The organism is Streptomyces jumonjinensis (assembly GCF_009600885.1).
Classification (GTDB): Bacteria; Actinomycetota; Actinomycetes; order Streptomycetales; family Streptomycetaceae; genus Streptomyces; species Streptomyces jumonjinensis.
Genome location: NZ_VCLA01000157.1, coordinates 1 through 25,318, shown reverse-complemented (window position 1 = coordinate 25,318; position 25,318 = coordinate 1). Strand labels below are relative to the sequence as shown.

23 protein-coding genes and 4 tRNA genes are annotated in these 25,318 nt (G+C 69.8%); 13 read left to right on the top strand and 14 right to left on the bottom strand.

Annotation, left to right across the window (positions count from 1 at the left end):
* Positions 1-202 (bottom strand): hypothetical protein (locus tag FF041_RS39195; protein WP_228388485.1); only part of this gene is annotated, 202 nt, incomplete at its 3' end.
* A gap of 37 nt (positions 203-239) precedes the next feature.
* Positions 240-602 (bottom strand): hypothetical protein, encoded by a 363-nt coding sequence (locus FF041_RS21590; protein WP_153485733.1) that lies wholly within the window; start codon positions 600-602, stop codon positions 240-242.
* Between the two features lie 132 nt (positions 603-734).
* Here FF041_RS21590 and hrpA point away from each other — a divergent pair, with 132 nt between their 5' ends.
* The 3 genes from hrpA to FF041_RS21575 all read left to right on the top strand — a co-directional run bounded on the left by hrpA (position 735) and on the right by FF041_RS21575 (position 5,443).
* Positions 735-4,676 (top strand): ATP-dependent RNA helicase HrpA, encoded by a 3,942-nt coding sequence (gene hrpA, locus FF041_RS21585; RefSeq protein WP_153524322.1) that lies wholly within the window; start codon positions 735-737, stop codon positions 4,674-4,676.
* Positions 4,677-4,816: 140 nt separating this feature from the next.
* Positions 4,817-4,891 (top strand) — tRNA-Asp (locus tag FF041_RS21580).
* A gap of 321 nt (positions 4,892-5,212) precedes the next feature.
* Positions 5,213-5,443, top strand: a complete 231-nt coding sequence (locus tag FF041_RS21575) for a DUF6274 family protein (RefSeq protein ID WP_153524321.1) — start codon at positions 5,213-5,215, stop codon at positions 5,441-5,443.
* Positions 5,444-5,819: 376 nt separating this feature from the next.
* On the opposite strand, the gene bldC is transcribed toward FF041_RS21575, so the two are convergent.
* Both bldC and FF041_RS21565 read right to left on the bottom strand, forming a co-directional pair.
* Complete coding sequence (gene bldC / locus FF041_RS21570) at positions 5,820-6,026, bottom strand: developmental transcriptional regulator BldC (protein WP_153524320.1); 207 nt, start codon at positions 6,024-6,026, stop codon at positions 5,820-5,822.
* 478 nt (positions 6,027-6,504) lie between these two features.
* Complete coding sequence (locus FF041_RS21565; RefSeq protein WP_153524319.1) at positions 6,505-7,344, bottom strand: hypothetical protein; 840 nt, start codon at positions 7,342-7,344, stop codon at positions 6,505-6,507.
* Between the two features lie 142 nt (positions 7,345-7,486).
* Between FF041_RS21565 and FF041_RS21560 the strand changes: the two genes are divergently transcribed.
* Together FF041_RS21560 and FF041_RS21555 are read left to right on the top strand one after the other, a co-directional pair.
* Entirely contained in the window at positions 7,487-8,584 is a 1,098-nt protein-coding gene (locus FF041_RS21560) for a Leu/Phe/Val dehydrogenase (protein WP_153524318.1), read from the top strand.
* Positions 8,585-8,866: 282 nt separating this feature from the next.
* Positions 8,867-9,121: a DUF3073 domain-containing protein gene (locus FF041_RS21555; protein WP_153485729.1), complete on the top strand. Its 255-nt coding sequence runs from the start codon at positions 8,867-8,869 to the stop codon at positions 9,119-9,121.
* Between the two features lie 200 nt (positions 9,122-9,321).
* On the opposite strand, the gene purM is transcribed toward FF041_RS21555, so the two are convergent.
* The 9 genes from purM to purS form a co-directional block, all read right to left on the bottom strand.
* Positions 9,322-10,416, bottom strand: a complete 1,095-nt coding sequence (purM, locus tag FF041_RS21550) for a phosphoribosylformylglycinamidine cyclo-ligase (protein WP_153524317.1) — start codon at positions 10,414-10,416, stop codon at positions 9,322-9,324.
* Positions 10,417-10,502: 86 nt separating this feature from the next.
* A complete protein-coding gene (gene purF, locus FF041_RS21545; protein WP_323392352.1) occupies positions 10,503-12,020 on the bottom strand; it encodes an amidophosphoribosyltransferase in 1,518 nt (505 codons plus the stop codon).
* A 306-nt stretch (positions 12,021-12,326) separates the two neighbouring features.
* Positions 12,327-13,184 (bottom strand): META domain-containing protein, encoded by an 858-nt coding sequence (locus tag FF041_RS21540; protein ID WP_153524315.1) that lies wholly within the window; start codon positions 13,182-13,184, stop codon positions 12,327-12,329.
* 114 nt (positions 13,185-13,298) lie between these two features.
* Positions 13,299-14,090 (bottom strand): maleylpyruvate isomerase family mycothiol-dependent enzyme, encoded by a 792-nt coding sequence (locus FF041_RS21535; RefSeq protein WP_153524314.1) that lies wholly within the window; start codon positions 14,088-14,090, stop codon positions 13,299-13,301.
* A 10-nt stretch (positions 14,091-14,100) separates the two neighbouring features.
* Positions 14,101-15,012, bottom strand: a complete 912-nt coding sequence (locus FF041_RS21530; protein ID WP_153524313.1) for a M23 family metallopeptidase — start codon at positions 15,010-15,012, stop codon at positions 14,101-14,103.
* A gap of 63 nt (positions 15,013-15,075) precedes the next feature.
* Complete coding sequence (locus tag FF041_RS21525) at positions 15,076-15,576, bottom strand: ArsR/SmtB family transcription factor (RefSeq protein WP_153524312.1); 501 nt, start codon at positions 15,574-15,576, stop codon at positions 15,076-15,078.
* A gap of 95 nt (positions 15,577-15,671) precedes the next feature.
* Positions 15,672-17,921 carry a phosphoribosylformylglycinamidine synthase subunit PurL gene (gene purL / locus FF041_RS21520; protein ID WP_153524311.1) on the bottom strand — a complete coding sequence of 750 codons (2,250 nt, stop codon included), beginning with the start codon at positions 17,919-17,921 and terminating at the stop codon, positions 15,672-15,674.
* Positions 17,918-18,598, bottom strand: coding sequence for a phosphoribosylformylglycinamidine synthase subunit PurQ (gene purQ / locus FF041_RS21515; protein ID WP_323372139.1), 681 nt, complete (start codon positions 18,596-18,598; stop codon positions 17,918-17,920). The genes purL and purQ overlap by 4 nt, the downstream gene beginning before the upstream one ends.
* Positions 18,595-18,840 (bottom strand): phosphoribosylformylglycinamidine synthase subunit PurS, encoded by a 246-nt coding sequence (gene purS / locus FF041_RS21510; RefSeq protein ID WP_215092426.1) that lies wholly within the window; start codon positions 18,838-18,840, stop codon positions 18,595-18,597. The genes purQ and purS overlap by 4 nt, the downstream gene beginning before the upstream one ends.
* Before the next feature lie 418 nt (positions 18,841-19,258).
* On the opposite strand from purS, the gene FF041_RS21505 reads away from it, so the two are divergent.
* The 8 genes from FF041_RS21505 (at position 19,259) to FF041_RS21470 (ending at position 24,221) form a co-directional block, all read left to right on the top strand.
* Positions 19,259-19,594: a histone-like nucleoid-structuring protein Lsr2 gene (locus FF041_RS21505; protein WP_323372138.1), complete on the top strand. Its 336-nt coding sequence runs from the start codon at positions 19,259-19,261 to the stop codon at positions 19,592-19,594.
* A 197-nt stretch (positions 19,595-19,791) separates the two neighbouring features.
* Positions 19,792-19,863, top strand: a tRNA-Gly gene (locus FF041_RS21500).
* Between the two features lie 79 nt (positions 19,864-19,942).
* Positions 19,943-20,015 (top strand) — tRNA-Gly (locus tag FF041_RS21495).
* Between the two features lie 168 nt (positions 20,016-20,183).
* On the top strand, positions 20,184-21,101 hold the full coding sequence (locus tag FF041_RS21490) for an ABC transporter ATP-binding protein (protein WP_153524310.1): 918 nt from the start codon (positions 20,184-20,186) through the stop codon (positions 21,099-21,101).
* A gap of 108 nt (positions 21,102-21,209) precedes the next feature.
* Entirely contained in the window at positions 21,210-22,022 is an 813-nt protein-coding gene (locus FF041_RS21485) for an ABC transporter permease (protein ID WP_153524438.1), read from the top strand.
* 17 nt (positions 22,023-22,039) lie between these two features.
* Entirely contained in the window at positions 22,040-23,326 is a 1,287-nt protein-coding gene (locus FF041_RS21480; protein WP_153524309.1) for a sensor histidine kinase, read from the top strand.
* Positions 23,327-23,517: 191 nt separating this feature from the next.
* Entirely contained in the window at positions 23,518-24,126 is a 609-nt protein-coding gene (locus FF041_RS21475) for a response regulator transcription factor (protein WP_153524308.1), read from the top strand.
* Between the two features lie 22 nt (positions 24,127-24,148).
* Positions 24,149-24,221, top strand: a tRNA-Gly gene (locus FF041_RS21470).
* Positions 24,222-24,281: 60 nt separating this feature from the next.
* Here the strand turns inward: FF041_RS21470 and FF041_RS21465 are convergent.
* On the bottom strand, positions 24,282-25,184 hold the full coding sequence (locus FF041_RS21465) for a phosphoribosylaminoimidazolesuccinocarboxamide synthase (protein ID WP_153524307.1): 903 nt from the start codon (positions 25,182-25,184) through the stop codon (positions 24,282-24,284).
* Positions 25,185-25,318: the final 134 nt, after the last annotated feature.

The window sequence follows — 25,318 nt, the reverse complement described above, 5'->3', positions numbered from 1 at the left end:
GGTGCACGGCCGGATGGATGCCCGCGGGCCCGGTGCACGGCCGGGCGGAAGCCGCGCGGCCACCCGTCCGGCTCAGGGCCGGGCGGCGGCCGGGCGGCAGTCGGACCGGGGCCCGCGCCGCGTGGAGCCGGGCGGCGACCCTGGCCGGGGTCAGGCCGGGCGGACCACTGAGGACCGGCAGCCCGTCGGACCAACGCGACAAAGCGGGCACGCGAGGGCAGGGGCCGGCACCGGTCGGCCTAGACGCGCAGGATGGACAGATCCACCGGAGTCGGCGGGTCCAGCGGCGGCGGACCCCGGTCCGGGACCACCCCGGGCACCGTGGCCCCGCACAGCGGATCGAGACCGCCGTGGGTGTCGTACGGAACCGGCGGCAGCTCGTACGAGAGCGCGCCGCGCGGCGGGGGCGAGGGATGCGCGCCCCGGTCCTCCTCCGCCCCGCCGCAGCCGGACGCCGGGGACTGGGAGGCCGCCAGCGGCAACGGGCCCGCCGGCTCCCCGTACGACGGCGGACAGAACGTCGACAGCAGCGCGATGACCAGCGCCAGCAGCACGGACACGGACACCGGCAGCCGGCTCCTGAGGTCGCGGCGCAGGGGCATGGACGCGCTGTTCCTTCCCGGGAGGGGACCGGACCGGCCGGGGACGGCCGAGTGATCGTCTCCATACTGCACCAGCGCGTGGGCGAAATGCGTTCGCCAGTGCTTCGACGGGGGTGCGATCCTGGGGACCGTATGTCTACTTCCCTCGCCGACCTTCAGAAGCTGCTGGCCGGGGCGTCGCTGCGTGACGCCCACCGGCTGGGCCGTCGGCTCGAAGGCGCACGCCGCATCCGAAAGCCCGAAGCGCGGCAGGCCGTGCTGGACGAGATCGCCGCCGACGCCGGGCAGTCCGCCGAGCGCGTCGCCCGGCGTGCCGGGCGCGTACCGGAGATCGACTATCCGGCGCAGCTGCCGGTCAGCCAGAAGAAGGACGAGATCCTGGAGGCGATACGCGACCACCAGGTCGTGATCGTCGCGGGTGAGACCGGGTCGGGCAAGACGACCCAGATCCCCAAGATCTGTCTGGAGCTGGGCCGGGGCGTCCGCGGGATGATCGGCCATACGCAGCCGCGGCGGCTCGCGGCCCGCACGGTCGCCGAGCGGGTCGCGCACGAGCTGGACACCCCGCTCGGCGAGGCCGTCGGCTGGAAGGTCCGCTTCACCGACCAGGTCGGCGGCGACACCCTGGTGAAGCTGATGACGGACGGCATCCTGCTCGCCGAGATCCAGACCGACCGCGAGCTGCGCGCCTACGACACGATCATCATCGACGAGGCCCATGAGCGGTCGCTCAACATCGACTTCCTGCTCGGCTATCTCGCCCAGCTGCTGCCCAAGCGGCCCGATCTCAAGGTCGTCATCACCTCCGCGACCATCGACCCCGAGCGCTTCTCCCGCCATTTCGGCGACGCGCCCATCGTCGAGGTCAGCGGTCGCACCTATCCGGTCGAGGTCCGCTACCGCCCGCTCCTCGAAGAGGACGGCGAGGACGGCGACCGCGACCAGATCACCGCGATCTGCGACGCCGTGACCGAGCTCCAGCGCGAGAGCAGGGGCGACGTCCTGGTCTTCCTCTCCGGCGAGCGCGAGATCCGCGACACGGCGGACGCGCTCACCAAGCAGTTCGCCCGCGCCGGCGGGGCCCATGGGCCCGCCACCGAGGTCCTGCCGCTGTACGCGCGGCTCTCCCACGCCGAGCAGCACCGCGTCTTCCAGCCGCACACCGGCCGCCGGGTCGTGCTCGCCACCAATGTGGCCGAGACCTCGCTGACCGTCCCGGGGATCAAGTACGTCATCGACCCGGGCACCGCCCGGATCTCCCGCTACAGCCATCGCACCAAGGTCCAGCGGCTGCCGATCGAGCCGGTCAGCCAGGCCAGCGCCAATCAGCGCAAGGGCCGCTGCGGCCGTACCTCCGACGGCATCTGCATCCGGCTCTACTCCGAGGACGACTTCGAGTCCCGTCCCGAGTTCACGGACGCCGAGATCCTCCGCACCAATCTGGCGTCGGTCATCCTCCAGATGACGGCGGCCGGGCTGGGCGACATCGCGAAGTTCCCCTTCATCGACCCGCCGGACCACCGCAACATCCGCGACGGCGTACAGCTCCTCCAGGAGCTGGGCGCCTTCGACCCGGCGCAGAAGGACCCCCGCAAGAAGCTCACCCCGCTGGGGCGCAAGCTCGCGCAGCTGCCGGTGGACCCCCGGCTGGCCCGTATGGTCATCGAGGCCGACAAGAACGGCTGCGTCCGCGAGGTCATGGTGATCGCCGCCGCGCTCTCCATCCAGGACCCGCGCGAGCGGCCGGCCGAGAAGCAGACCCAGGCCGATCAGCAGCACGCCCGCTTCAAGGACGAGACCTCCGACTTCCTCGCCTTCCTCAATCTCTGGCGCTACGTCCGCGAGCAGCAGAAGGAACGCGGCTCCGCCAGTTTCCGCCGGATGTGCAAACAGGAATATCTGAACTTCCTGCGGATCCGTGAGTGGCAGGACATCTACACCCAGCTGCGCCAGGTCGCCAAGTCCCTGGGCATCCATGTCAACGACGAGGACGCGCCCGAGTCCAGCGTCCATGTCTCGCTGCTGTCGGGGCTGCTCTCCCACATCGGCATGAAGGACACCGAGGCCAAGAACGAGTACCTGGGCGCGCGCGGAGCGAAATTCGCGGTCTTCCCGGGCTCGGCGCTCTTCAAGAAACCGCCCCGGCTGCTGATGTCCGCCGAGCTGGTGGAGACCTCGCGGCTCTGGGCCCGGGTCAACGCGAAGATCGAGCCGGAGTGGGTCGAACCGCTCGCCCAGCATCTGCTCAAACGCACCTACAGCGAGCCGCACTGGGAGAAGGACCAGGCGGCGGTGATGGCGTACGAGAAGGTCACGCTGTACGGCGTGCCGATCGTCGCCCAGCGCAAGGTGAACTACGGGCGGATCGACCCGGAGATCTCACGCGATCTTTTCATCCGCAACGCCCTGGTCGAGGGCGACTGGCGCACCCATCACCAATTCTTCGCGGACAACCGCAAGCTCCTCATCGAAGTCGAGGAGCTGGAGAACCGGGCCCGCCGCCGCGACATCCTGGTGGACGACGAGACGCTCTACGACTTCTACGACCGGCGGGTGCCCGAGCACGTCGTATCGGGCGCGCACTTCGACTCCTGGTGGAAGCAGAAGCGCCAGGAGGAGCCCGAGCTGCTCGACTTCGAGCGCGAGATGCTCATCAACGAGAAGGCCGGAGCGGTCACCAAGGCCGACTACCCGGACACCTGGCGACAGGGCCGGCTCAGCTTCCGGGTGACCTATCAATTCGAGCCAGGCGCGGACGCCGACGGAGTGACCGTCCACATCCCGCTCCAGGTGCTCAACCAGGTCACGGACGAGGGCTTCGACTGGCAGATCCCGGGGCTGCGCGAAGAGGTCGTCATCGAGCTGATCCGCTCCCTGCCGAAGCCGGTCCGCCGCCACTACGTGCCCGCGCCCGACTACGCGAGGGCGTTCCTGGACCGCGCGGTTCCGTTGCAGGAGCCGCTGCCGGTCACGCTGGCGCGCGAGCTCCAGTCGATGGTCGGGGTGCCGGTGTCGGCGGAGGACTTCGATCTGCCGAAGGTCCCGGATCACCTGAAGATCACTTTCCGGATCGTCGACGAGAGACGGCGCAAGCTCGCCGAGGACAAGGATCTGGAGGCGCTGAAGCTGAAGCTGCGCCCCAAGGCCCGTCAGGCCCTCTCCAGGGCCGCCGCGGCCACCACGGGGCAGTCGGGAGAGTCGATCGAGCGCTCGGGGCTCACGGACTGGACCATAGGGCCGCTGACGAAGCTCTTCGAGACCCGGCGGGCGGGCCAGCCGGTCAAGGCGTACCCGGCGCTGGTGGACGCGGGCGAGACCGTCTCCGTACGGCTCTTCGACACCGAGGCCGAGCAGCGGCAGGCGATGTGGCGGGGGACGCGGAGGCTGATCCTGCTGAACATCCCGGTGAACCCGGCGAAGTTCGCCTCGGACAAGCTCAGCAATCAGCAGAAGCTGGCGCTCTCCGGCAATCCGCACGGCTCCGTCCAGGCGCTGTTCGACGACTGCGCCACGGCCGCAGCGGACAAGCTGATCGCGGACCACGGGGGGCCCGCGTGGGACGAGGAGTCGTACCGGAAGCTGTATGACTCGGTCCGCGCGGACCTGGTGGACACCACGGTGCGGACGGTCGGCCAGGTGCAGCAGATCCTGGCCGCCTGGCAGGCCTGTGAGCGCCGTCTGAAGGCGACGAACAGCCCGGTGCTGATCAACAATGTCCAGGACGTACGGCAGCAGCTGGCGGCCCTGATGCCCGCGGGCTTCGTCACCGCGACCGGGCTGCGGCGGCTGCCGGATCTGATGCGCTATCTGGTGGCCGTGGACCGCAGGCTCCAGCAGATGCCGACCTCCGTGCAGCGCGACACCACGCGCATGGAGAAGGTGCACGAGATGCAGGACGAGTACGCCTGGCTGCTGGAGCAGCTGCCCAGGGGCCGGCCCGTTCCCTCGGAGGTGCTGGAGGTGCGGTGGATGATCCAGGAGCTGCGGGTGAGCTACTTCGCGCATGCGCTGGGCACGGCGTACCCGGTCTCCGACAAGCGGATCGTGAAGGCGATCGACGCGCTGGCGCCGTGACGGTCGGCCCGGATGTGCTGTGACGATCAGCGCGCCAGGGTCGTGATGAAGCCATCGCCCAGAGTGAGTTCGACCGCCGGGGCAACCCTGCTGTAGAGTCTCTTCTCGCAGCCCAACGCACCAATCGGACTGCGAAACCTGGTCCTGTGGAGCAGTTTGGAGTGCTCGCCACCCTGTCAAGGTGGAGGCCGCGGGTTCAAATCCCGTCAGGACCGCAGTTGAAGGCCCGTGTCTCACGCAGACACGGGCCTTCGTCGTGTCTGCGTCCGGACCGTCCGGACCGTCCGGACCGTCTGGGCGGCAGCCGGGCGCGGGAAGCCCCGCAGGCCCGCCTCGGCGGCTCAGACGGCCCTTGGAGGCCCGGAGACCCGTACGGACGCCCGCCTCCGGCGCTCCTGCGGCCCCGGGGCCGCCGCCCCATCGCCCGGGGATAGTTCACCGGCGTCTTGACGACCCCTCCCGTCGCCGGTAACCACTCCTTAAGGCTCCACACGGTCCACACGGGCCGGCACACACCACAGGCGGAGGTGACGTGCATGGCGGCGGCCACTGCGAGACGACACGAGACCAGAGCGCTGCTGAGGGCCCATCTGGCGGCTGCGGCCGGCTATCGGCACCTCACCCGGCACTGCCCCATCTGCCATCGGCTGCTGCGGCTGGCCATGGAGCCCTCCGAGGCGGACCCCGCCTCCGGGGAGGGCCCCGATCCCGGCGTCCCAGCGCCCGGCGCCCCGGCTCCCCATGACAAAGGTCCTGGCGGAGAGTGACTTCGGGCCGGTCCCTCCGGACCCCCGAAGTGACACGCTCGACATTGGCAAGGCTTGCATGGTGTGACGGGTGTCACCGTATAGGTTTTTAGAACCCTGGTGCTTAACGCCTGCCTACAACCAATCAATTTAATATGTGCAATTGCACCACCCTTTGAGCGCCCCCTCTGCCCGCCGTGCACACCTCCCCCCGGACCGCGCGCAGGCGCCCGGGGAGCGGCCCCGACCCCCGCCGGGGCATGAAAAATCGCGCTGGACCCGGCGGAGTCCAGCGCGATCGATGACAGGGGTCTGTTGGGGCAGACATCCGTCAGATGGAGCTATGGGTGGGCGGCACCGGGATGGGGGTCCCGGACATGCCCGTGCAGCAGGGCTCTCAGGCCTCGCTGCGCTGCTGCGGGATACCGACGAGCAGTGCGCGTACTTCTGCCTCGCGGTAACGGCGATGCCCGCCGAGCGTACGAATCGACGTGAGCTTGCCTGCCTTCGCCCAGCGGGTGACCGTCTTCGGGTCCACGCGGAACATCGTGGCAACCTCAGCCGGGGTCAGCAGCGGCTCGGCATCAGGGGTGCGAGCGGTCATGAGCGGCCTCCTCGGGAGAACCGAACCATCTCGGTTCTTTCCTCTAAATTCTGCACCTTGACCCACGTTGCCCGAAATGGCAGACGCAGGCCGAGTCGGTTATAGGACGAACGGCTTGTCCTCGGCACTACAACTACACCATCTGTCCAGCCACGTCGGCCAAACCGACGGAATTGCCCTCTGAGGTGTTCATCAGCGGCTGAACGCCGATGGACCATGCCATAGCGGACAGTCACCTCACAGTGACGATCAGTCACAGAGCGATCAGGAGTCATCAGACCCCCCATAGAGCGCAATGCCGAGCATTCCGCCCTTAGTTGGACGGACGGAACCCTCCCCGGACTCCTTGTCCTATTTTGACACGAGGGTAGGTGATGGACGCAAGGGCCCAGTTAGTGCAGTCCATCACGCTTGAGGGCAAAGGCCCGGATCGGGACCTAGGGCCCGGACGGAAGGCCTCAATCATCCACACAATCGCTCAGTTTGCGAATTGAAGGTCCCTCACCCGCCGCCAACGCTCCACAAGCCGGGCATAAGCCTCCCCCGCCGACTCGCCGTCCCCCTCCCGAAGTGCGGCGATCCCGGCCGCGACATCGGCCGCGGAGTGATCGCCGGCGAGCTGCGGGCCGGTGAGAGCGTGCACCAGACCCCCGTAATCCAGCTCCACCAGCGAGCGCGGATGGAACTCTTCCAGCCATTTCCCAACATCCACGAGGCCCTCGCTCAGCAGCCCCGAGTCCGCCGACTCCCGCAGCGCCTTCAGCGCCCGGGCGATCCGGCGGCGGGCCTCGACCATCGGAGTGCGGTACCGCAGCACGGCGGCCGAGTCCCCGGCGGGCCCGTACTCGCGCTCCTCGTCCGCGAAGAGCACGAACCAGCGGACCGGCACCTGCCAGACCGCGGTCCTGATCCAGGGCCGGGCATCCGGATGGCGCTCGCGCCACCGCTCCCAGTCCGCCGCCGCCTGCCCCCGCACGACGGGCGGCAGCACCGCGTCCAGCAGCGGAGCCGGAAGCTGCCCGGAGAGCTCCTCCAGGGCCAGCCAGCCCCGCAGCCGGGTCCGCCAGGGACAGACGCAGACGACCCCGTCCACCTCCGCCACGAACGCGTCGGCGCTCTCGTGAACCGGCACCGGAACAGGCGGGGTGGGCAGCAAATCGGCCAATGAGCGCCGCAATTCATCCTGGGCCGTCGGAGTGCGCCCGCGCCGGACGTAACGGGCCCAGTGCTCCCGTTCGGGCGGGCGAAAAGCCGCCAGCGGCTCATAGACCCTGAGATAAGCCGCGTAAGGAACAAGAACGGATGACACAGCCGGCATGCCGTAAACCCTTCCACGCCCGTACTCCGCCATGGGGGTGATCCTGGGCACTGCGCCCTGTCCGGACAACAGAAGGACTTACTCTCATCCCCAGCCGGACCTTCCCCACCCACAGGATGGTCCCTCACCCGCCGCTTCGTACTTGGGAGTCACCACCGTGACCGATCTGACCGACGGCGTCCTGCACACCCTGTTCCAATCGGAACAGGGGGGTCATGAGCAAGTCGTGCTCTGCCAGGACCGCGCCTCCGGCCTGAAGGCCGTCATCGCCATCCACTCCACCGCCCTGGGGCCCGCGCTCGGCGGCACCCGCTTCTATCCGTACGCCTCCGAGGCCGAGGCGCTCGCGGACGCGCTGAACCTCGCCCGCGGGATGTCGTACAAGAACGCCCTGGCCGGCCTCGGGCACGGCGGCGGGAAGGCCGTGATCATCGGCGATCCCGAAACGCTGAAGTCCGAGGAACTGCTGCTGGCCTACGGCCGCTTCGTGGACTCCCTCGGCGGCCGGTACGTCACCGCCTGCGACGTCGGCACCTATGTGGCCGATATGGACGTCGTGGCCCGGGAGACCCGCTGGGCCACCGGCCGCTCCCCCGAGCACGGCGGCGCGGGCGACTCCTCCGTACTGACCGCGTACGGCGTCTTCCAGGGCATGCGCGCCTGCGCCGAGCAGCTCTGGGACGCGCCCACCCTCAGCGGGCGCACGGTCGGCGTGGCGGGCGTGGGCAAGGTCGGCCATCACCTGGTGACGCATCTGCTGGAGGACGGCGCCCGGGTCGTGATCACGGATGTCCGCGAGGAGTCCGTACGCCGTGTGCTGGACCGGCACCCCGAGGTCACGGCGGTCCCCGACACGGCGGCGCTGATCCGGACCGAGGGCCTGGACGTCTACGCCCCCTGCGCGCTCGGCGGAGCGCTCGACGATCACACCGTGCCGGTGCTCACCGCGCGCGCGGTCTGCGGCGCGGCCAACAACCAGCTGGCCCATCCGGGCGTCGAGAAGGACCTGGCCGACCGCTCCATCCTCTACGCACCCGATTACGTGGTGAACGCGGGCGGAGTGATCCAGGTCGCCGACGAGCTGCACGGCTTCGACTTCGACCGGTGCAAGGCCAAGGCCGCGAAGATCTACGACACCACGCTGGAAATATTCGCACGTGCGAAGAAGGACGGTGTTCCGCCCGCCGTGGCGGCGGACCGGATCGCCGAGCAGCGCATGGCGGAGGCCCGTATCCGCTGACGCCCGCCGGGGCCCCGGCCCGCCGTTATCGGGAGACAAGACTCACCCCGGTCGGCGGGTCGACCGCCAAGAAGAGGTTAATATCGCAGTTGACCAGCGAGGACGGGGCTCCTCGCGGGTTCTGCGAAGTGGCACGTCATGCGGGCGGCGTACCGTATGGCTGCGGAAGCAGGTACCGTTGAAGCCCTACGGGCCGGTCTCCCCACGGGGAGTCCGTTCCGACTCATGAACGCGTGTCAAGACTCTGGGGCCGTCGAGCCCCGTCACCGAGGGGGTCGAGCCATGGGGCGCGGCCGGGCCAAGGCCAAGCAGACAAAGGTCGCCCGCCAGCTGAAGTACAACAGCGGCGGGACTGACCTGTCGCGTCTGGCCAGTGAGCTGGGCGCTTCGACTTCGAGTCCGCCTCCGAATCCGGAGCCGTTCGAGGCCGACGACGACGAGGAAGACGACCCGTACGCACGGTACGCGGAGATGTACAACGACGACGAGGACGAGGACGATGAGTCCGATCCGTCGTCCCATCGCCGCGGCGCTTGACGTCGAGACCGACCACCGACCCGGTCCGGATCATCCGGACCGGGTTCTGTGCTGTTCTTGATCGCTTCCGTGCTGCTCTTGATCGTTCCGGATTGTTTCCGGTCGCCCCGGTTCGTCCGCGCTGTGCGCGGCTCAGGGAGCGGCGGACGGATGGGCCCGGCGGCCGATGACCGGCCGGGCCCATCCGTTCCGGCTTGTGATCAGCTCGCGTACTCGCCGGTCAGCGCGGCGCCCGTGGTGTGATCGCCACGCTCGGTGATCTCGCCGGCGACCCAGGCGTCCACGCCCCGGTCCGCCAGCAGGGTGAGCGCCACGTCCGCCGACGCCTCGGGCACGATCGCGATCATGCCCACGCCCATGTTCAGGGTCTTCTCCAGTTCGAGGCGCTCGACCCGGCCCGCCTTCCCGACCAGGTCGAAGACCGGTCCCGGGGTCCAGGTCGAACGGTCCACCACGGCGTGCAGCCCGTCCGGAACCACACGCGCGAGGTTGTTGGCAAGACCGCCGCCGGTGACATGGCTGAAGGCATGCACCTCGGCCGTCCTGGTGAGCGCCAGACAGTCCAGTGAGTAGATCTTGGTGGGTTCGAGGAGTTCCTCGCCGAGAGTCCGGCTGAACTCCTCCACATGGGCCTCCAGCGCCATTCCGGCCCGGTCGAGCAGAACGTGGCGTACCAGCGAGTACCCGTTCGAGTGAAGGCCGGAGGACGCCATCGCGATGACGGTGTCCCCCGTACGGATACGATCCGGGCCCAGCAGCCGGTCGGCCTCGACCACGCCCGTGCCCGCGCCCGCGACGTCGAAGTCGTCCTCGCCGAGCAGCCCCGGGTGCTCGGCGGTCTCGCCGCCGACCAGCGCGCAGCCGGCGAGCACACAGCCCTCGGCGATGCCCTTGACGATGGCGGCGACCCGCTCGGGGTGGACCTTGCCGACGCAGATGTAGTCGGTCATGAAGAGCGGTTCGGCGCCGCAGACCACGATGTCGTCGACGACCATGCCGACGAGGTCGTGGCCGATGGTGTCGTACACGCCGAGCCTGCGGGCGAGATAGACCTTGGTGCCCACGCCGTCGGTGGCGGAGGCGAGCAGCGGGCGCTCATAGCGCTTGAGGGCGGAGGCGTCGAAGAGTCCGGCGAAGCCGCCGAGGCCGCCGAGGACCTCGGGACGCCGGGTCTTCCGCACCCACTCCTTCATCAGCTCGACGGCCCGGTCACCGGCTTCGATGTCGACGCCCGCGCCCGCGTAGCTGGCAGCGCTATCCGCGTGCGGAGCACGTTCAAAAGACTCAGCTGTCATGACAAAGAGGACTTTCGTGTCGTTGCTGCGGGGCCCTGGCTACGGGCACACGCCATGGAGCACTGCGCTGTGGATCACGGCGTGACCTACGGGCGGCGGAGCGCGTCGGCCGCGTCCGCTCCTCCCGCCAGCTCGGTTTCGAGCAGCTGCTTGCCGAGCAGCTCGGGATCGGGAAGCTCCATCGGGTACTCGCCGTCGAAGCAGGCGCGGCAGAGATTCGGCTTGGCGATGGCGGTCGCCTCGATCATGCCGTCGATGGAGATGTAGGAGAGGGAGTCGGCCCCCAGGGATGCGCCGATCTCATCGATCGTCATTCCGTTGGCGATCAGCTCGGCGCGGGTGGCGAAGTCGATGCCGAAGAAGCAGGGCCACTTCACGGGCGGGGACGAGATCCGAATATGGACCTCGGCCGCGCCGGCCTCGCGGAGCATCCGCACCAGGGCGCGCTGGGTGTTGCCGCGGACGATGGAGTCGTCCACGACGACCAGCCGCTTCCCCCGGATGACTTCCTTGAGGGGGTTGAGCTTGAGGCGGATGCCCAGCTGACGGATGGTCTGGGAGGGCTGGATGAAGGTGCGCCCGACATAGGCGTTCTTCACCAGGCCGGAGCCGTAGGGGATGCCGCTCGCCTCGGCGTAGCCGATGGCGGCCGGGGTTCCGGACTCCGGCGTCGCTATCACCAGGTCGGCTTCGGCCGGAGCTTCTTTGGCCAATTTCCGGCCCATCTCCACCCGGGAGAGATAGACGTTCCGGCCGGCGATGTCGGTGTCCGGACGGGCGAGATAGACATACTCGAAGACACAGCCCTTGGGCTTCGCTTCTGCGAATCGCGAGGTGCGGAGGCCGTTCTCGTCGATGGCGATCAGCTCGCCCGGCTCGATCTCGCGGACGTAGGTCGCACCGCAGATGTCGAGGGCGGCGGACTCGCTGGCCACCACCCAGCCCCGGTCGAGCCGGCCGAGGCCCAGCGGGCGGATGCCCTGGGGGTCCCGGGCCGCGTAGAGCGTGCTCTCGTCCATGAAGACCAGCGAGAACGCGCCACGGACCTCGGGGAGAATCCGGGCTGCCGCGTCCTCGATGGTCAGCGGCTTGCCGGCGTCGTCCACCTGGCCCGCGAGCAGGGCGGGGACGAGGTCGGTGTCGTTGGTGGCCGCTACCTGGGTGGCGCGGCCGTCCTGGCGTGGAAGGGCGGCGACCAGCTCGGCGAGCTGGGCCGTGTTGACCAGATTTCCGTTGTGCCCGAGGGCGATGGAGCCATGGGCTGTCGCCCGGAATGTCGGCTGCGCGTTCTCCCAGACGGAGGCGCCGGTGGTTGAGTACCGGGCGTGTCCGACCGCGATGTGTCCGCGCAGAGAGCCGAGGGATGTCTCATCGAAGACTTGTGAGACCAGCCCCATGTCCTTGAAGACGAGGATCTGCGAGCCGTTGCTTACGGCGATTCCCGCGGATTCCTGGCCTCGATGCTGGAGGGCGTAGAGCCCGAAGTACGTCAGTTTTGCGACCTCTTCGCCCGGAGCCCAGACACCGAAGACGCCGCAAGCGTCCTGGGGGCCTTTCTCGCCGGGGAGCAGATCGTGATTGAGTCGACCGTCACCACGTGGCACGGCACCGAGTGTAGGCGAGATCGACCACTGGTCCGAATTCGGGAGGGGTCCAATCTCCATTCGGGAGGGGTCCGGTCTCTCGGTGACGGCGCGGTCACCGAGAGACCGGGGGACTTTCCGGTGCCGGGGCCCCGGTCTCCGGCACTCGGTCACCGGTGGGCGGTTTTCGGTCATCGGCTTCGGGGCTGTCGTTGCCCGGCCGAATCCGGTGCCGGTATCACCGCTTTTCAGCCGGAATACGGCGTCGGGATCGCTGCTGTCCGGTCGGAATCGGTGCGGGGATCAGTGCCGGGATTGGCGTCGGGATCACCGCTGTCCGGCCGAATCCGGCGTCGGGCTCCCGGCCGGCGTCCGCTCGGCCGTGGCGACGACGCCCTGATCGTCCGGGCCGGTGAGGGTGAGCCCTCGGTTCAGCAGCCGGAAGCTCGCCTTTCCGTCGAGCACCTTGGTCAGATGGGCCTCCACCTGCTGGAGTGTGCCCGTGCACATCCTGCGGGTGCTGGCGAGCCGCCCCAGGGTGATCTTCTCCCCGGAGACCTTCGCGGTGGCGGTGAAGGTGTTGCAGCCGAGGCTGCCGCGTACGGTGCCGTCCTTGGCGAAGGTCAGATGGGCGCTGTTCTCGGTACCCGCGGGCAGCGAGGTGGATGTGTCCCCGTCCATCAGGGAGTTCACCGTCCACTTGGTGCCGGTCAGCGGCGCGGCGGGCTCGGAGCTCAGCGCGATCTCGGCGCCCTTCGCGGCGGTCAGGGTGAGCTTCCGGCCGGCGAGTTCGGCCTTGAGGGAACCGCTGAAAGCGGAGTACGCGGTCCTCTCGAAGTCCATCTCGGGCTTGGAGCAGGACTTCTTGGTCATCTGCTTGGCGCCGACGGTGAGGGTGTCGCCCTTGAGCTCGGTCTCGGCTCTGAACAGGTTGCAGCCGAAGCCGCCCTCGACCCGGCCACCCTCGGTGAGTTCGATATGCGTGCCGGTCGGAGCAGGGGATGTCCGGCCGTCGACGGTGACGGTCTCGACCGCCCAGCGGACGCCGGTCAGGGGGAGATCGGCGGCCGCTACGCCGCGGTCGTCGGAGACGGAGGCCGGCCCGGCGTCCTTCTGGGAGCCACAGGCGGCGAGCGTGAGCAGGGCGAGTGCGATGACGGAAACGCTCAGCTGGTTACGACGCATGCCCCTGGGACGGGGGGAAGGCGTTTCCGGTTCCCCGGGGGCGCGGCTCAGGATCGGGCCCCCAGGGGTGGGCGGGGCTCAGCTCAGGATCGGGCCCCCAGGGACGGGCGGGGCTCAGCTCAGGATCGGGAGCAGCGGGGCGAGGTCCGCCCGTTCGCCGCTGGCGCTGACCTTCGCCGCGTCGAGCGCCTCGGCCCAGCCGGTCCGTCCGGTGGCCAGCCGTATCCAGGTCAGCGGGTCGGTCTCCACCACATTGGGCGGGGTGCCGCGGGTGTGCCGGGGGCCTTCGACGCACTGCACCACGGCGTACGGCGGGATCCGCACCTCCACCGCGCCGCCCGGGGCCTTGACCGCCAGCGCGTCGGCGAGCATCCGGGTGCAGGCGGCGAGCGCCTGCCGGTCGTACGGGATGTCCAGACCGGTCGCGTCATTGAGGTCGTCGGTGTGGACGATCAGTTCGACGCACCGGGTGACCATGAAGTCGTCCAGCCGCAGGGGCCCGGACCGGGTGGGCACCGGGCGGTCGCCGGGGGTCTTCGCCAGCTCCGGCCCGATCCGCTCGGCGACCCGGGCGAACAGCTCGCCGGGGTCGGCCTCGGCGGCGAGCCCACGGGTGGCCTCGTCCACCGCCGTCGCCGCGTCGGCCGTCGAGAACGGCCAGTCCAGCAGGGCGATTTCCGCCTCCCGCGGCGCGGGCCGGTCCAGATGGCGCAGGAGCATGCCGAGCACCATGGAGAGATGCGCGCTCAGGTCGCGTACGGTCCACTCGCCGAGCCGGGTCGGCAGGGCGAGCTGCTCGGGCGTGAGGGTGTCGACCGCCGTCCGTACCGCCGTGAACTGGGCGAGAACGGCGGTACGGGTCTTGGCGGAGTCATAGGTGCGGACGCGCTTGCTGACCGGTGGCATGGGTCCGAGACTAGTCGGCCGCGGTCTGCGGCGCGGGCTCTTCGGCATCGAAGATCCCGCCGTTCGCCGGGACTCCGACGCCCCGCCAGCGGAAGGGGATCCCGCGTGCGGCGTCCAGGTCGGGGCTGTCCATCAGCTGGAAGTGGAGATGCGGCTCGGTGGATTTGCCGGAGTTCCCGCAGCGGGCGAGCAGCTGTCCCGCCCGGACCCGCTCTCCCTCGCGGACGGCGAGGGAGCCGCGCTGCACATGGGCGTACGCGGCGTAGACGCCGTCGCCGAGGTCGAGCACGATCCGGTTGCCGAAGACCCGGGCGGGGCCCGCCATATCGCGTGCCGCGGCCTCGATGAGCAGCAGATAGAGCACCATCGGCAGCGAGCTGCGGCTCAGATGGTCGCGCTGGCCGCCGGAGGCGTGGACGACGGTGGCGTCCGCGACCGCGTAGAGGGGCGTGCCGAAGGCGGGGTAGGCGCCGGGGCGGCGGACCAGGGGCCAGAGCCAGGCGAAGCCGGGGCGGCCGGGAACGGTTCCTTCCGCCCCGGGGGACGGTTCGGGGGACGCCCCGGGGGACGGCTCAGGGGACGGCTCGGGCGACGGCTCGGCGGTGATGTCGATCGCGTAGCTCTGTCCGTAGCCGTGGGTACCGTGGCTGGGGACCTTGTCGGCGGGGCTGTTGAGGGCGGTCCAGCGGCCGGCGACCGGGGGGTCGACCTCGACGGCGGCCGGCTGCCGCGCCCGGTCGTGGTCCTTTCCGAGCGCGCGGTTCAGCACGATGCCGAAGGCCATCGCGCTGACGCCCAGCAGCAGGATCCACAGGAAGCCGATGGGGAGTTCGACGGGGAAGCTGACGGCCGCCAGGATCAGGAAGACGATCCAGAGGGTGCGGTTGACGACCATCAGCGTTTTACGGGTCCGTGCGGACATGGCGGTTCTCCCCCTGTGGTTCATGGCGCGGAGCCCACGTGGGCCGGATGTCCCGGGCAGGCGTCAGGCGCGGGCGGCCGTCAGGACGACGAGCAGCGGCACCACCCGGGGCGCGGGCACCTCGTAGCGGCCCCGGTCCGCGCTGCGCAGCCAGCCGGTGGCGGTCAGCTGGCGCAGATGGTGATAGATCTGCCCGCTGGTGCCCAGCCCCTCCAGCCCGGTGAGCTCGGCGGCCGTGCGGCAGCCGCCGAGGATCTCGCGCAGCAGCCGCAGCCGTACGGCGCTGCCCAGCGCGGCGAAGGAGTCGGCCGCCTCGGTCCAGTCGCTGTCGAGCAGCGCGCCGGTGACCTGGCCGTACTGCCATTCGTACCGCTCCTGGGTCGGCAACCGCACCGTCCCCGTGAACAGCACTCCGCCGTCCTCGGCGCCCGCGTCGGCGAGTTGGCTCCTGAGGCCCTCCAGGGCCCACAGATCTCCTTCGCCGAGGCCGGTGACCGGCTCGGGGCGCTGCTCCAGCGCGGCGACACGGCGTTCCAGCTCCGCGACCCGCTCTTCCCACTCCATGAGACGAATATATGTAATGACGTAATGACGTACAAGGAGAGAACGGCCGAGCCCCCGCGCCGGTGAGCGGCGCGGGGGCTCGTACGGAACAGGGGTCAGACGAGCAGCGCGGGGATGGTCCCCTCGTGCGCGGTGCTCAGCTCGCCCAGCGGAAGGCTGAACTCGCCCTGGAGCTCGACCTCTTCGCCGTCCACGACGCCGATACGGGTCGCGGGCAGTCCGCGTGCGCCGCACATGTCGGTGAAACGGAGCTCTTCACTCCGAGGCACGGAGACGACCGCACGGCCGGCGGACTCGCTGAAGAGGAAGGTGAACGCGTCGAGACCGTCCGGGACGATCAGCCGCGCGCCCTTGCCGCCGCGCAGACAGGACTCGACCACGGCCTGGATCAGACCGCCGTCCGACAGATCGTGCGCGGCGTCGATCATTCCGTCGCGCGAGGCGGCGATCAGGATCTCGCCGAGCAGCTTCTCCCGGTCCAGATCGACGGCCGGCGGCAGCCCGCCGAGATGGTCGTGGACCACCTGGGACCAGGCCGAGCCGCCGAACTCCTCGCGGGTGTCGCCGAGGAGATAGAGCAGCTGCCCCTCCTCGGCGAAGGCGATCGGGGTGCGGCGGGTGACGTCGTCGATCACGCCGAGGACCGCGACCACCGGCGTCGGGTGGATGGCGACGTCGCCGGTCTGGTTGTAGAGCGAGACATTGCCGCCGGTCACCGGGGTGCCGAGCGCGAAGCAGCCGTCCGCGAGCCCTCGGGTGGCCTCGGCGAACTGCCACATCACGTCCGGGTCCTCGGGGGAGCCGAAGTTGAGGCAGTTGGAGATCGCGAGCGGCCGGGCCCCGGAGGCGGCGACATTGCGGTACGACTCCGCCAGCGCGAGCTGAGCGCCGGCGTACGGGTCGAGCTTGGCGTACCGGCCGTTGCCGTCGGTCGCCATGGCCACGCCGAGGTTGGTCTTCTCGTCGATGCGGACCATGCCCGCGTCCTCGGGCATCGCCAGCACGGTGTTGCCCTGGACGAACCGGTCGTACTGATCGGTGATCCACGCCTTCGACGCCTGGTTGGGCGAGGCCACCAGCTTCAGGACCTGCTCGCGCAGCTCGGCGGAGCTCTCCGGGCGGGGCAGCTTGCCCGCGTCGTCGGCCTGGAGGGCGTCCTGCCACTCGGGGCGGGCGTAGGGACGCTCGTACACCGGGCCCTCATGGGCGACGGTGCGCGGCGGTACGTCCACGATCTGCTCGCCGTGCCAGAAGATCTCCAGCCGCTCGCCCTCGGTGACCTCGCCGATCACGGTGGCGATGACGTCCCACTTCTCGCAGATCTCCAGGAAGCGGCCGACCTTCTCCGGCTCGACGATCGCGCACATGCGTTCCTGCGACTCGCTCATGAGGATCTCCTCGGGCGAGAGGGTCGCGTCGCGCAGCGGCACGGTGTCCAGATCGACGCGCATCCCGCCCGAACCGGCGCTCGCCAGCTCGGAGGTGGCGCAGGAGAGGCCCGCGCCGCCGAGGTCCTGGATGCCCGCGACCAGCTTCTCGCGGAAGATCTCCAGGGTGCACTCGATGAGCAGCTTCTCCTGGAACGGGTCGCCGACCTGGACCGCCGGGCGCTTGGCCGGGCCGGTCTCGTCGAAGGTCTCGGAGGCCAGCACGGAGACGCCGCCGATGCCGTCGCCGCCGGTGCGGGCGCCGTAGAGGATGACCTTGTTGCCGAGCCCCGACGCCTGCGCGAGATGGATGTCCTCGTGCTTCATGACGCCGATGCAGCCCGCGTTGACCAGCGGGTTGCCCTGGTAGCAGGGGTCGAAGACGACCTCGCCGCCGATGTTCGGCAGGCCCAGGCAGTTGCCGTAGCCGCCGATGCCGGCGACCACGCCGGGCAGCACCCGCCGGGTGTCGGGGTGGTCGGCCGCGCCGAAGCGCAGCGGGTCGACCACGGCGACCGGGCGCGCGCCCATGGCGAGGATGTCGCGGACGATGCCGCCGATGCCGGTGGCCGCGCCCTGGTAGGGCTCGATGTACGAGGGGTGGTTGTGCGACTCGACCTTGAAGGTGACCGCGTACCCCTGGCCGACGTCCACGACGCCCGCGTTCTCGCCGATGCCGACGAGCATCGCGTCGTTCTCGGGGACCTTCTCGCCGAACTGGCGGAGGTGGACCTTGCTGGACTTGTAGGAGCAGTGCTCGGACCACATGACCGAGTACATCGCCAGCTCGGCGCCGGTGGGACGGCGGCCGAGGATCTCGCGGATCCGCGCGTACTCGTCCTCCTTGAGGCCGAGTTCGGCCCAGGGCTGGCCGGTGTCGGGCGTATCGGCGGCGTGCTTGACCGTATCGAGGCTCATGCAGTGACCAGCTTCTTGATGACGGAGGTGAAGAAGGCGAGACCGTCGGTGCGGCCGGTGCCGATCAGTGGCTCGACGGCGTGCTCCGGGTGCGGCATCAGGCCGACGACATTGCCCTCGGCGTTGGTGATGCCGGCGATGTCCCGGAGCGAGCCGTTCGGATTGCCGTCGAGATAGCGGAAGGCGACCCTGCCTTCTGCCTCCAGCTCATCCAGAACCCGCTCATCGGCGACATAACGGCCGTCGATGTTCTTCAGCGGTACGGAGATTTCCTGACCCGTCTCGTAATCGGCGGTCCAGGCGGTCTCCGCGTTCTCCACCCGCAGCTTCTGATCGCGGCAGATGAAGTGGAGATGGTTGTTGCGGAGCATCGCACCAGGCAGCAGATGCGACTCCGTGAGGATCTGGAAGCCATTGCAGATGCCGAGAACCGGCAGGCCCGCTCTGGCCTGGTCGATGACCGTCTCCATCACCGGCGAGAACCGGGAAATGGCTCCGGCGCGGAGATAGTCGCCGTAGGAGAAGCCTCCGGCGAGGACCACCGCGTCGACCTGCTTGAGGTCCTTGTCGCGGTGCCAGAGCGATACGGGCTCGGCACCGGCGAGCCGTACGGCCCGCAGACTGTCGCGGTCATCGAGTGTGCCGGGGAAAGTGACGACTCCAATACGAGTGGTCACGACTCCACCTTTACGACGAAGTCCTCGATGACGGTGTTGGCGAGGAACGTTTCGGCCATCTCATGGATGCGGGCGAGGGCGGCGTCGTCGACCGGCCCCTCCACCTCCAGTTCGAAGCGCTTTCCCTGACGGACGTCCGCGATGCCATCGAATCCGAGGCGGGGCAGTGCGCGCTGCACCGCTTGTCCCTGCGGGTCGAGGATCTCGGGCTTGAGCATGACGTCGACTACGACGCGTGCCACGGGCACTCCCGGTGATGTGTTGCGAGGGCGGTTCGCCCAGCGTACCCGGCCAGAAAATCTACTCGCGTAGATATGGCTGGATTTCACGCGCTCACAAGAGCATCATCAAGAGTGCCCACGAGCGGGAACACCCCTGCGCATGCCCCGGTATCCGCCCCGGTAACCCCCTGGGTATCGGGCAGCACATCGAACGGGGGTAACCGGCGGCAAAAATCGTGGAGAATATCCGGCCAGTATCGGGCACATCATTGATCGGACACGCGCAAACAATTGGCTTGGGCTTCACAATGCGCTGCCACTGGCTGTACAAAGGAATACAGAGAACGCAGGACTTTAACCCTCGACAGCCGGAATGACGGTATCGCCGCATGTCTGAACCAGCGACTGTGCGGGATGCCGCGGGAAAGGACCGATATCCGTGGCTCAGCGAGTAGTGGTCACGCTCTTCGACGACATCGACGGCGGAGCAGCGGCGGAGACGGTCAGGTTCGGCCTGGACGGGAAGTCGTATGAAATCGACCTCAATCCCGCCAACGCCAAGAAGCTGCGCAGGGCGCTGGCCCCGTATCTGGCGGCCGGCCGGAAGCAGAGCGCCGCGGGCCGCCGCAAGCCGCCGCGGGCCGGGTACACGCACACCGCGCTGGAGCCCGCGCCGTCCGCCGTACGGGCCTGGGCGCTCTCCAACAAGATGGACGTGCCGTCCCGGGGACGCATCCCCAAGGCGGTGTACGAAGCCTTCCGCAAGGCGAGTTGAGCCCGGCGGGCGTCCCCGGACGCCCGCCGCCGCGGCCCTCGGAGCATCGGCGGACCGCCTGCGGAACACTGTCGGGACGCCGTCGGGACACCGTCGGGACACCGGAGTCGATCTCAAGTTGCGCAGCACCCCCCACCGTCGGCTAGAGTTTGGATCACGCCGAGGGGCAAGGCCGAAAGGCCCCACCTCAGCAGCGTGCGGGTGTAGTTCAGTAGTAGAACATCCCCCTTCCAGGGGGAAGGCGCAGTGTGCGATTCCTGTCACCCGCTCTCATCGCTTTACCGACCACTCTTGTGGATCAGGTAGAGTGGTGCACGCACCGCCCAGTGAGAGCTGAGCGGCGGCAATGCGGACGTAGCTCAGTTGGTAGAGCGCAACCTTGCCAAGGTTGAGGTCGCCAGTTCGAACCTGGTCGTCCGCTCAGATGAAAGGCCCCGGTCTCCGATAGGAACCGGGGTCTTTTTCCTTTCCCGGCTCTCCCTCTCGCTTGAATGTTGTCAGGTTCTCGACAAATTCTCATGACATTTGTCATCGGGGCCGGTGACAGCGCGCACTGCTCCCGCTCCCCGGGCGGCGGAATGCTGGAGCCATGACCACAGACCAGTACGTGATCACGGTGGATGACCTGCGGCGGAAGTACGCGGGCGGCTTCGAGGCGGTGAGCGGGATCTCCCTCTCCGTGGCCCGCGGCGAGATCTTCGCCCTGCTCGGCACCAACGGCGCGGGCAAGACCTCCACCGTCGAGCTGCTGGAGGGCCTCGCCGCCCCCAGCGCCGGAACCGTCCGGGTGCTCGGCCACGATCCGTACCGGGAGCGCGCCGCCGTCCGTCCCCGTATCGGCGTCATGCTCCAGGAGGGCGGCTTCCCCTCCGATCTGACCGTCGCCGAGACCACCCGGATGTGGGCCCGCTGCACCAGCGGGGCCCGGCCCGTGGCGGAGGCGCTGGAACTGGTCGGGCTCGGCCACCGGGCCGGCGTACGCGTCAAACAGCTCTCCGGCGGAGAGCGGCGGCGGCTGGACCTGGCGCTGGCGCTGCTGGGCAGGCCCGAGGTGCTCTTCCTGGACGAGCCGACGACCGGGCTGGACGCGGAAGGGCGGCACGACACCTGGGACTTGGTGCGCTCACTCCGCGACACCGGCACCACGGTCATGCTGACCACGCACTACCTGGAGGAGGCCGAGACCCTGGCCGACCGGCTGGCGATCATGCACCGGGGACGGATCGTGACCACCGGCACCCCCGCCGGGGTGACGGCGTCCCGGCCCGCCAGGATCCGCTTCACCCTGCCGGACGGGGTGCCCGCCGGTCGGCTGCCGCTCTCGCTCCAGGCCGCCGCCCAGGGGCAGCGGATCTCGATCCGCACCCATGACCTCCAGAGCTCGCTGGCGGAACTGCTCCGGTGGGCGGCGGAGACAGGCGTCCGGCTGACGGGGCTCGACGCGCGGTCGGCCTCCCTCGAAGAGGCGTTTCTGGAGATCGCGCAGGCGGAGTCCGCGGGTGTGTGACAGGGCGGCGGCAGGGCCGGGCGGACGGGAGCGGGTGCCGGTGCACGGGCAGGCGGCCGGGCGGGCGATGAGCGGTAAGGGGCGACAGAACCGATGAAGGGCAGCGAGATGACGGGGAACACCATGGCGGGCGGGGCGATGAGCGGCACACCGGCCAGGACGTCGGCGGCAGGACGGCTCGCGGGCCTCGGACAGGCCGAGCTGACACTGCTGATCCGGAACCGGACCGCGCTCTTCGTGGCACTGCTGATGCCCTTGATCATGGTGCTGGCGACCTCGTCGTCCCTGGAGAGGGTCGATCTGGGCAAGGCCGGGATGAGCATCGCCGAGGCATCGCTGACCGGAGGCATCGGGATGGTGCTGATCCTGGTCGTCCATCTCAACCTGGTCTCCGCCTATGTGGCCCGGCGCGAGGAGCTGGTGCTGAAGCGGCTCCGTACGGGAGAGATCCCGGACCACGAGATCCTCGCCGGCACCGCGCTGCCCTCCTTCGGGCTCGCGCTCGCCCAGTGCACGCTGCTGGTGGTCGCCGGGGTGGCGTTCATGGATCTGCGCACACCCGAGCGGCCGGATCTGCTGATCGCCGGCGTCGTCGTGGGGATGGTGCTGATGGCGGCCCTGGCCGCGGTCACCGCGACGGTGACCCGGACCGTGGAGAGCGCCCAGATCACCACCATGCCCCTGTTCCTGATCTCGGTCGCGGGCTCGGGCCTCTTCGTACCCCTTGAGGTCATGCCGGACGCGATGGCGTCGGTGTGCGAACTGCTGCCGCTGACCGGGGCGATGATCCTGGTACGGGCCGGCTGGCTCGGCGGCGCGGCGTCCGGGGATGTCGCCACCGCCGCTCTGACCGCCTTGGTCTGGACCCTGGTCTCGGTGTTTGCTGTGCAGCGGTGGTTCCGCTGGGAGCCCCGTCGCTGACTGTTCGACCTGAGGGAATGCTGGAGTTTGCTGTGCGGGTGAAGGGCTGGAGCGGGCGCAGCGGACTGGCCAAGGTGGATCTGTACACCCGCGGCACGGTCTATCTGATCGTATGGACCGGATCCCTGACACTGGCGCTGATGCTGCTGGCCGAGCCGGTGCGTGAGGGGCCCCTGGTCCTGGCCGTGGCGGGACCGCTGCTGGCCCTCGCGGAGGGCGTCCTCTGCGCCCGGCTGGCCCGGCGGGCGATGGACGCCTATCTGGGGCAGGGGGCGGTGTCCCGCCGGCTGCTCTGGCAGACCGTGTCGGTGACCTGCGCGGCGATCGCCGTCGTCATGGCGCTGGCGCTCATCGAGCCGTCGGAGGGCGTCCTTGAGATGCTGCCGACGCTGCTCGGCGTGGGGCTGATGCCGCTCGCGACCGTCCACAGCCTGCTGGTGCGGAACCGGGTCGCCGCGCTGACCCAGCTGAGCGTGCTGGCCGTGCTGTACGCGTTGATGGCACTGGCCGGGCTGGCGGAGGGCGTGGCGTTCTCCTCCCTGCTGTGCTCGGGTCTGCTGGCCTCGTGGATGGCGTTCACCTGCCGGGCGTCCATGTGGGTGCTGGCGGTGATGTGGGAGCTGCGGAAGGCCCGCGACATCGAGGCCCGGCTGGCGGTCGCCGAGGAGCGGCTGCGCTTCGGCCGCGATCTGCACGATGTGATGGGCCGGAACCTCGCCGTCATCGCGCTGAAGAGCGAGCTCGCGGTCCAGCTGGCCCGGCGCGGCCGGGCGGAGGCCGTCGATCAGATGGTGGAGGTGCAGCGCATCGCGCAGGATTCGCAGCGCGATGTACGGGATGTGGTGCGCGGATACCGCGCGGTGGATCTGCGGGTGGAGCTGGAGGGCGCGCGGGGGGTGCTGGGCGCGGCCGGGATCGTCTGCACCGTGGTGGTGGGGAAGCTGGAGCTGCTGCCGGACGAGGTGCAGTCGGCGCTGGGGTGGGTGGTCCGGGAGGCCACGACGAATGTCCTGCGGCACGGGGACGCCCGGCGCTGCACCATCTCGGTGGGGGATGTGGACGGCTCGGTGCTGCTGGTCGTGGAGAACGACGGGGCGGGGGAGGCTTCGGCGCCGACCGAGGCCGAGGCCCAGACCCAGGCCGTACGGGCGGCGTCCGGCGGGGCCTCGGAGGGCGAACCGGGCTCGGGGCTCGCAGGGCTGCGGGAGCGGCTCTCCGCGGTGGGCGGCGTCCTGGAGGCGGGCCCCGGGCGGTCGGGGCGCTTCCGCCTGACGGCCCGGGTGCCGCTGTGCCAGTCGGCGTGAGCCGCCAGGCTGCTCGGGGCTTGCGGGGCTTGCGGGCGCGAGGCTTGGGGAGCTTGCGGGCGCGGGGCTTACCGGCTCTGGAGCTCTGCCGGGGCCGGGAGCGCCCGTGTGTGCGTGGCATCGTGGGGTGTGGCCCGGGGGACGCAAGGTGAGGGGGCCGGTGTGACCGTACGCGGTCCGAGGAGCGTGGCATGACCGTACGAATACTGCTCGCCGACGACGAGCATCTGATCCGTGGCGCGCTGGCGGCGCTGCTCGCGCTCGAAGACGATCTCGAAGTGGTCGCCGAGGCGGCTTCCGGCACCGAGGCGCTCGCGATGGCCCGGGTCCACCGCCCCGATGTCGCGGTGCTCGATCTTCAGATGCCGGGCGCGGACGGTGTGAGTGTGGCCACATCCCTGCGGTCCGAACTGCCCGGGTGCAGAACGATGATCGTCACCAGTCATGGGCTGCCGGGGCATCTCAAGCGGGCGCTTACAGCGGGAGTGCGGGGGTTTGTCCCCAAGACGCTCAGCGCCCAGCGGCTCGCCGAGATCATCCGCGCCGTCCACTCCGGAAACCGCTATGTCGACCCGGAGTTGGCCGCCGATGCGATCTCCGCCGGGGACTCCCCGCTGACCGCGCGGGAGGCGGAGGTGCTGGATCTGGCGGCGGACGGCGCACCGATCGCGGAGATCGCGGAACGGGCCTCGCTGTCCCAGGGGACCGTACGGAACTATCTCTCGTCGGCCGCCGCGAAGCTGGGCGCGGAGAACCGTCATACGGCGGCCCGTCTCGCGCGGGAGCGCGGTTGGGTATAGTGGGCTGCGCGCAACGGCGCATGCGGACGTAGCTCAGTTGGTAGAGCGCAACCTTGCCAAGGTTGAGGTCGCCAGTTCGAACCTGGTCGTCCGCTCAGATGAAAGGCCCCGGCTCCCTCAAGGGAACCGGGGCCTTCGTCGTATTCCGCCGGCGGCTACCGCCAGGGCAGGCCGGTGATCATCTCGTACGCCTCCAGATACTTCGCCCGGGTCGCCTCGACGATCTCCGGCGGGAGGGCGGGCGGCGGCTGCTCGCTGCGGCGGTCCCAGCCGGAGGCGGGCGAGGTCAGCCAGTCCCGTACGTACTGCTTGTCGTACGACAGCTGGGGCCGGCCCGGCTCCCAGGAGGAGGCCGGCCAGAAGCGGGAGGAGTCCGGGGTCAGCACCTCGTCGGCGAGGACCAGACCGCCGTCCGCGTCGAAGCCGAACTCGAACTTGGTGTCGGCGAGGATGACGCCCCGCTCGCGGGCGATGTCCCGGGCGCGGCCGTAGACGGCGAGGGTGGTCTGGCGCAGCAGGGCGGCGGTCTCCGCGCCGATCCGGCGGGCGACCTCCTCGTAGCTGACGTTCTCGTCGTGGTCGCCGACCGCGGCCTTCGTGGCGGGGGTGAAGATCGGGGCGGGGAGCTCGGAGCCGTCGACGAGGCCCTCGGGGAGCGCGAGGCCGCAGACCGTGCGGGTCTGCTCGTACTCGGCGAGACCGGAGCCGGTGAGATAGCCGCGGGCGACGCACTCGACGGGGACCATGCGCAGCGACTTGCAGACCAGGGTGCGGCCCTCCCAGTCGGCGGGGGCCCCGGCGGGCAGTTCGGTGGAGAGGACATGGCTCGGGACGAGATCCGCGAGGATGTCGAACCACCAGAGCGAGAGCCGGGTGAGGACGCGGCCCTTGTCGGGGATCTCGGTGGGCAGCACCCAGTCGTAGGCGGAGACCCGGTCGCTGGCGACCATGACGAGATCGCCCGCCTCGTTCTGGTAGAGCTCGCGCACCTTGCCGGTGTGGAGATGCACCAGGCCTGGCACCTGACGCGGTTCGGGCTTTTCTACGAATCCGGACATGGTTCCTCCCCGTCGTTCTGAACTACTGGATCCGATTCTTCCGTATGCGGCGGAACCGGGTCGGCCAGGGTCCCCGGGAGGGGTGGCGGGTGCGGGGCCGGGTGGGGGGCCGGGTGGGGGGCCGGGTGGGGGGC

What these genes read in the sequence shown, in the direction of transcription:
- FF041_RS21590 (WP_153485733.1), bottom strand. Translation starts at nt 602, where the DNA reads ATGCCCCTGCGCCGCGACCTCAGGAGCCGGCTGCCGGTGTCCGTGTCC.
- hrpA (WP_153524322.1), top strand. Translation starts at nt 735, where the DNA reads ATGTCTACTTCCCTCGCCGACCTTCAGAAGCTGCTGGCCGGGGCGTCG.
- FF041_RS21575 (WP_153524321.1), top strand. Translation starts at nt 5,213, where the DNA reads ATGGCGGCGGCCACTGCGAGACGACACGAGACCAGAGCGCTGCTGAGG.
- bldC (WP_153524320.1), bottom strand. Translation starts at nt 6,026, where the DNA reads ATGACCGCTCGCACCCCTGATGCCGAGCCGCTGCTGACCCCGGCTGAG.
- FF041_RS21565 (WP_153524319.1), bottom strand. Translation starts at nt 7,344, where the DNA reads ATGCCGGCTGTGTCATCCGTTCTTGTTCCTTACGCGGCTTATCTCAGG.
- FF041_RS21555 (WP_153485729.1), top strand. Translation starts at nt 8,867, where the DNA reads ATGGGGCGCGGCCGGGCCAAGGCCAAGCAGACAAAGGTCGCCCGCCAG.
- purM (WP_153524317.1), bottom strand. Translation starts at nt 10,416, where the DNA reads ATGACAGCTGAGTCTTTTGAACGTGCTCCGCACGCGGATAGCGCTGCC.
- FF041_RS21540 (WP_153524315.1), bottom strand. Translation starts at nt 13,184, where the DNA reads ATGCGTCGTAACCAGCTGAGCGTTTCCGTCATCGCACTCGCCCTGCTC.
- FF041_RS21535 (WP_153524314.1), bottom strand. Translation starts at nt 14,090, where the DNA reads ATGCCACCGGTCAGCAAGCGCGTCCGCACCTATGACTCCGCCAAGACC.
- FF041_RS21530 (WP_153524313.1), bottom strand. Translation starts at nt 15,012, where the DNA reads ATGTCCGCACGGACCCGTAAAACGCTGATGGTCGTCAACCGCACCCTC.
- FF041_RS21525 (WP_153524312.1), bottom strand. Translation starts at nt 15,576, where the DNA reads ATGGAGTGGGAAGAGCGGGTCGCGGAGCTGGAACGCCGTGTCGCCGCG.
- purL (WP_153524311.1), bottom strand. Translation starts at nt 17,921, where the DNA reads ATGAGCCTCGATACGGTCAAGCACGCCGCCGATACGCCCGACACCGGC.
- FF041_RS21490 (WP_153524310.1), top strand. Translation starts at nt 20,184, where the DNA reads ATGACCACAGACCAGTACGTGATCACGGTGGATGACCTGCGGCGGAAG.
- FF041_RS21485 (WP_153524438.1), top strand. Translation starts at nt 21,210, where the DNA reads ATGACGGGGAACACCATGGCGGGCGGGGCGATGAGCGGCACACCGGCC.
- FF041_RS21480 (WP_153524309.1), top strand. Translation starts at nt 22,040, where the DNA reads ATGCTGGAGTTTGCTGTGCGGGTGAAGGGCTGGAGCGGGCGCAGCGGA.
- FF041_RS21475 (WP_153524308.1), top strand. Translation starts at nt 23,518, where the DNA reads ATGACCGTACGAATACTGCTCGCCGACGACGAGCATCTGATCCGTGGC.
- FF041_RS21465 (WP_153524307.1), bottom strand. Translation starts at nt 25,184, where the DNA reads ATGTCCGGATTCGTAGAAAAGCCCGAACCGCGTCAGGTGCCAGGCCTG.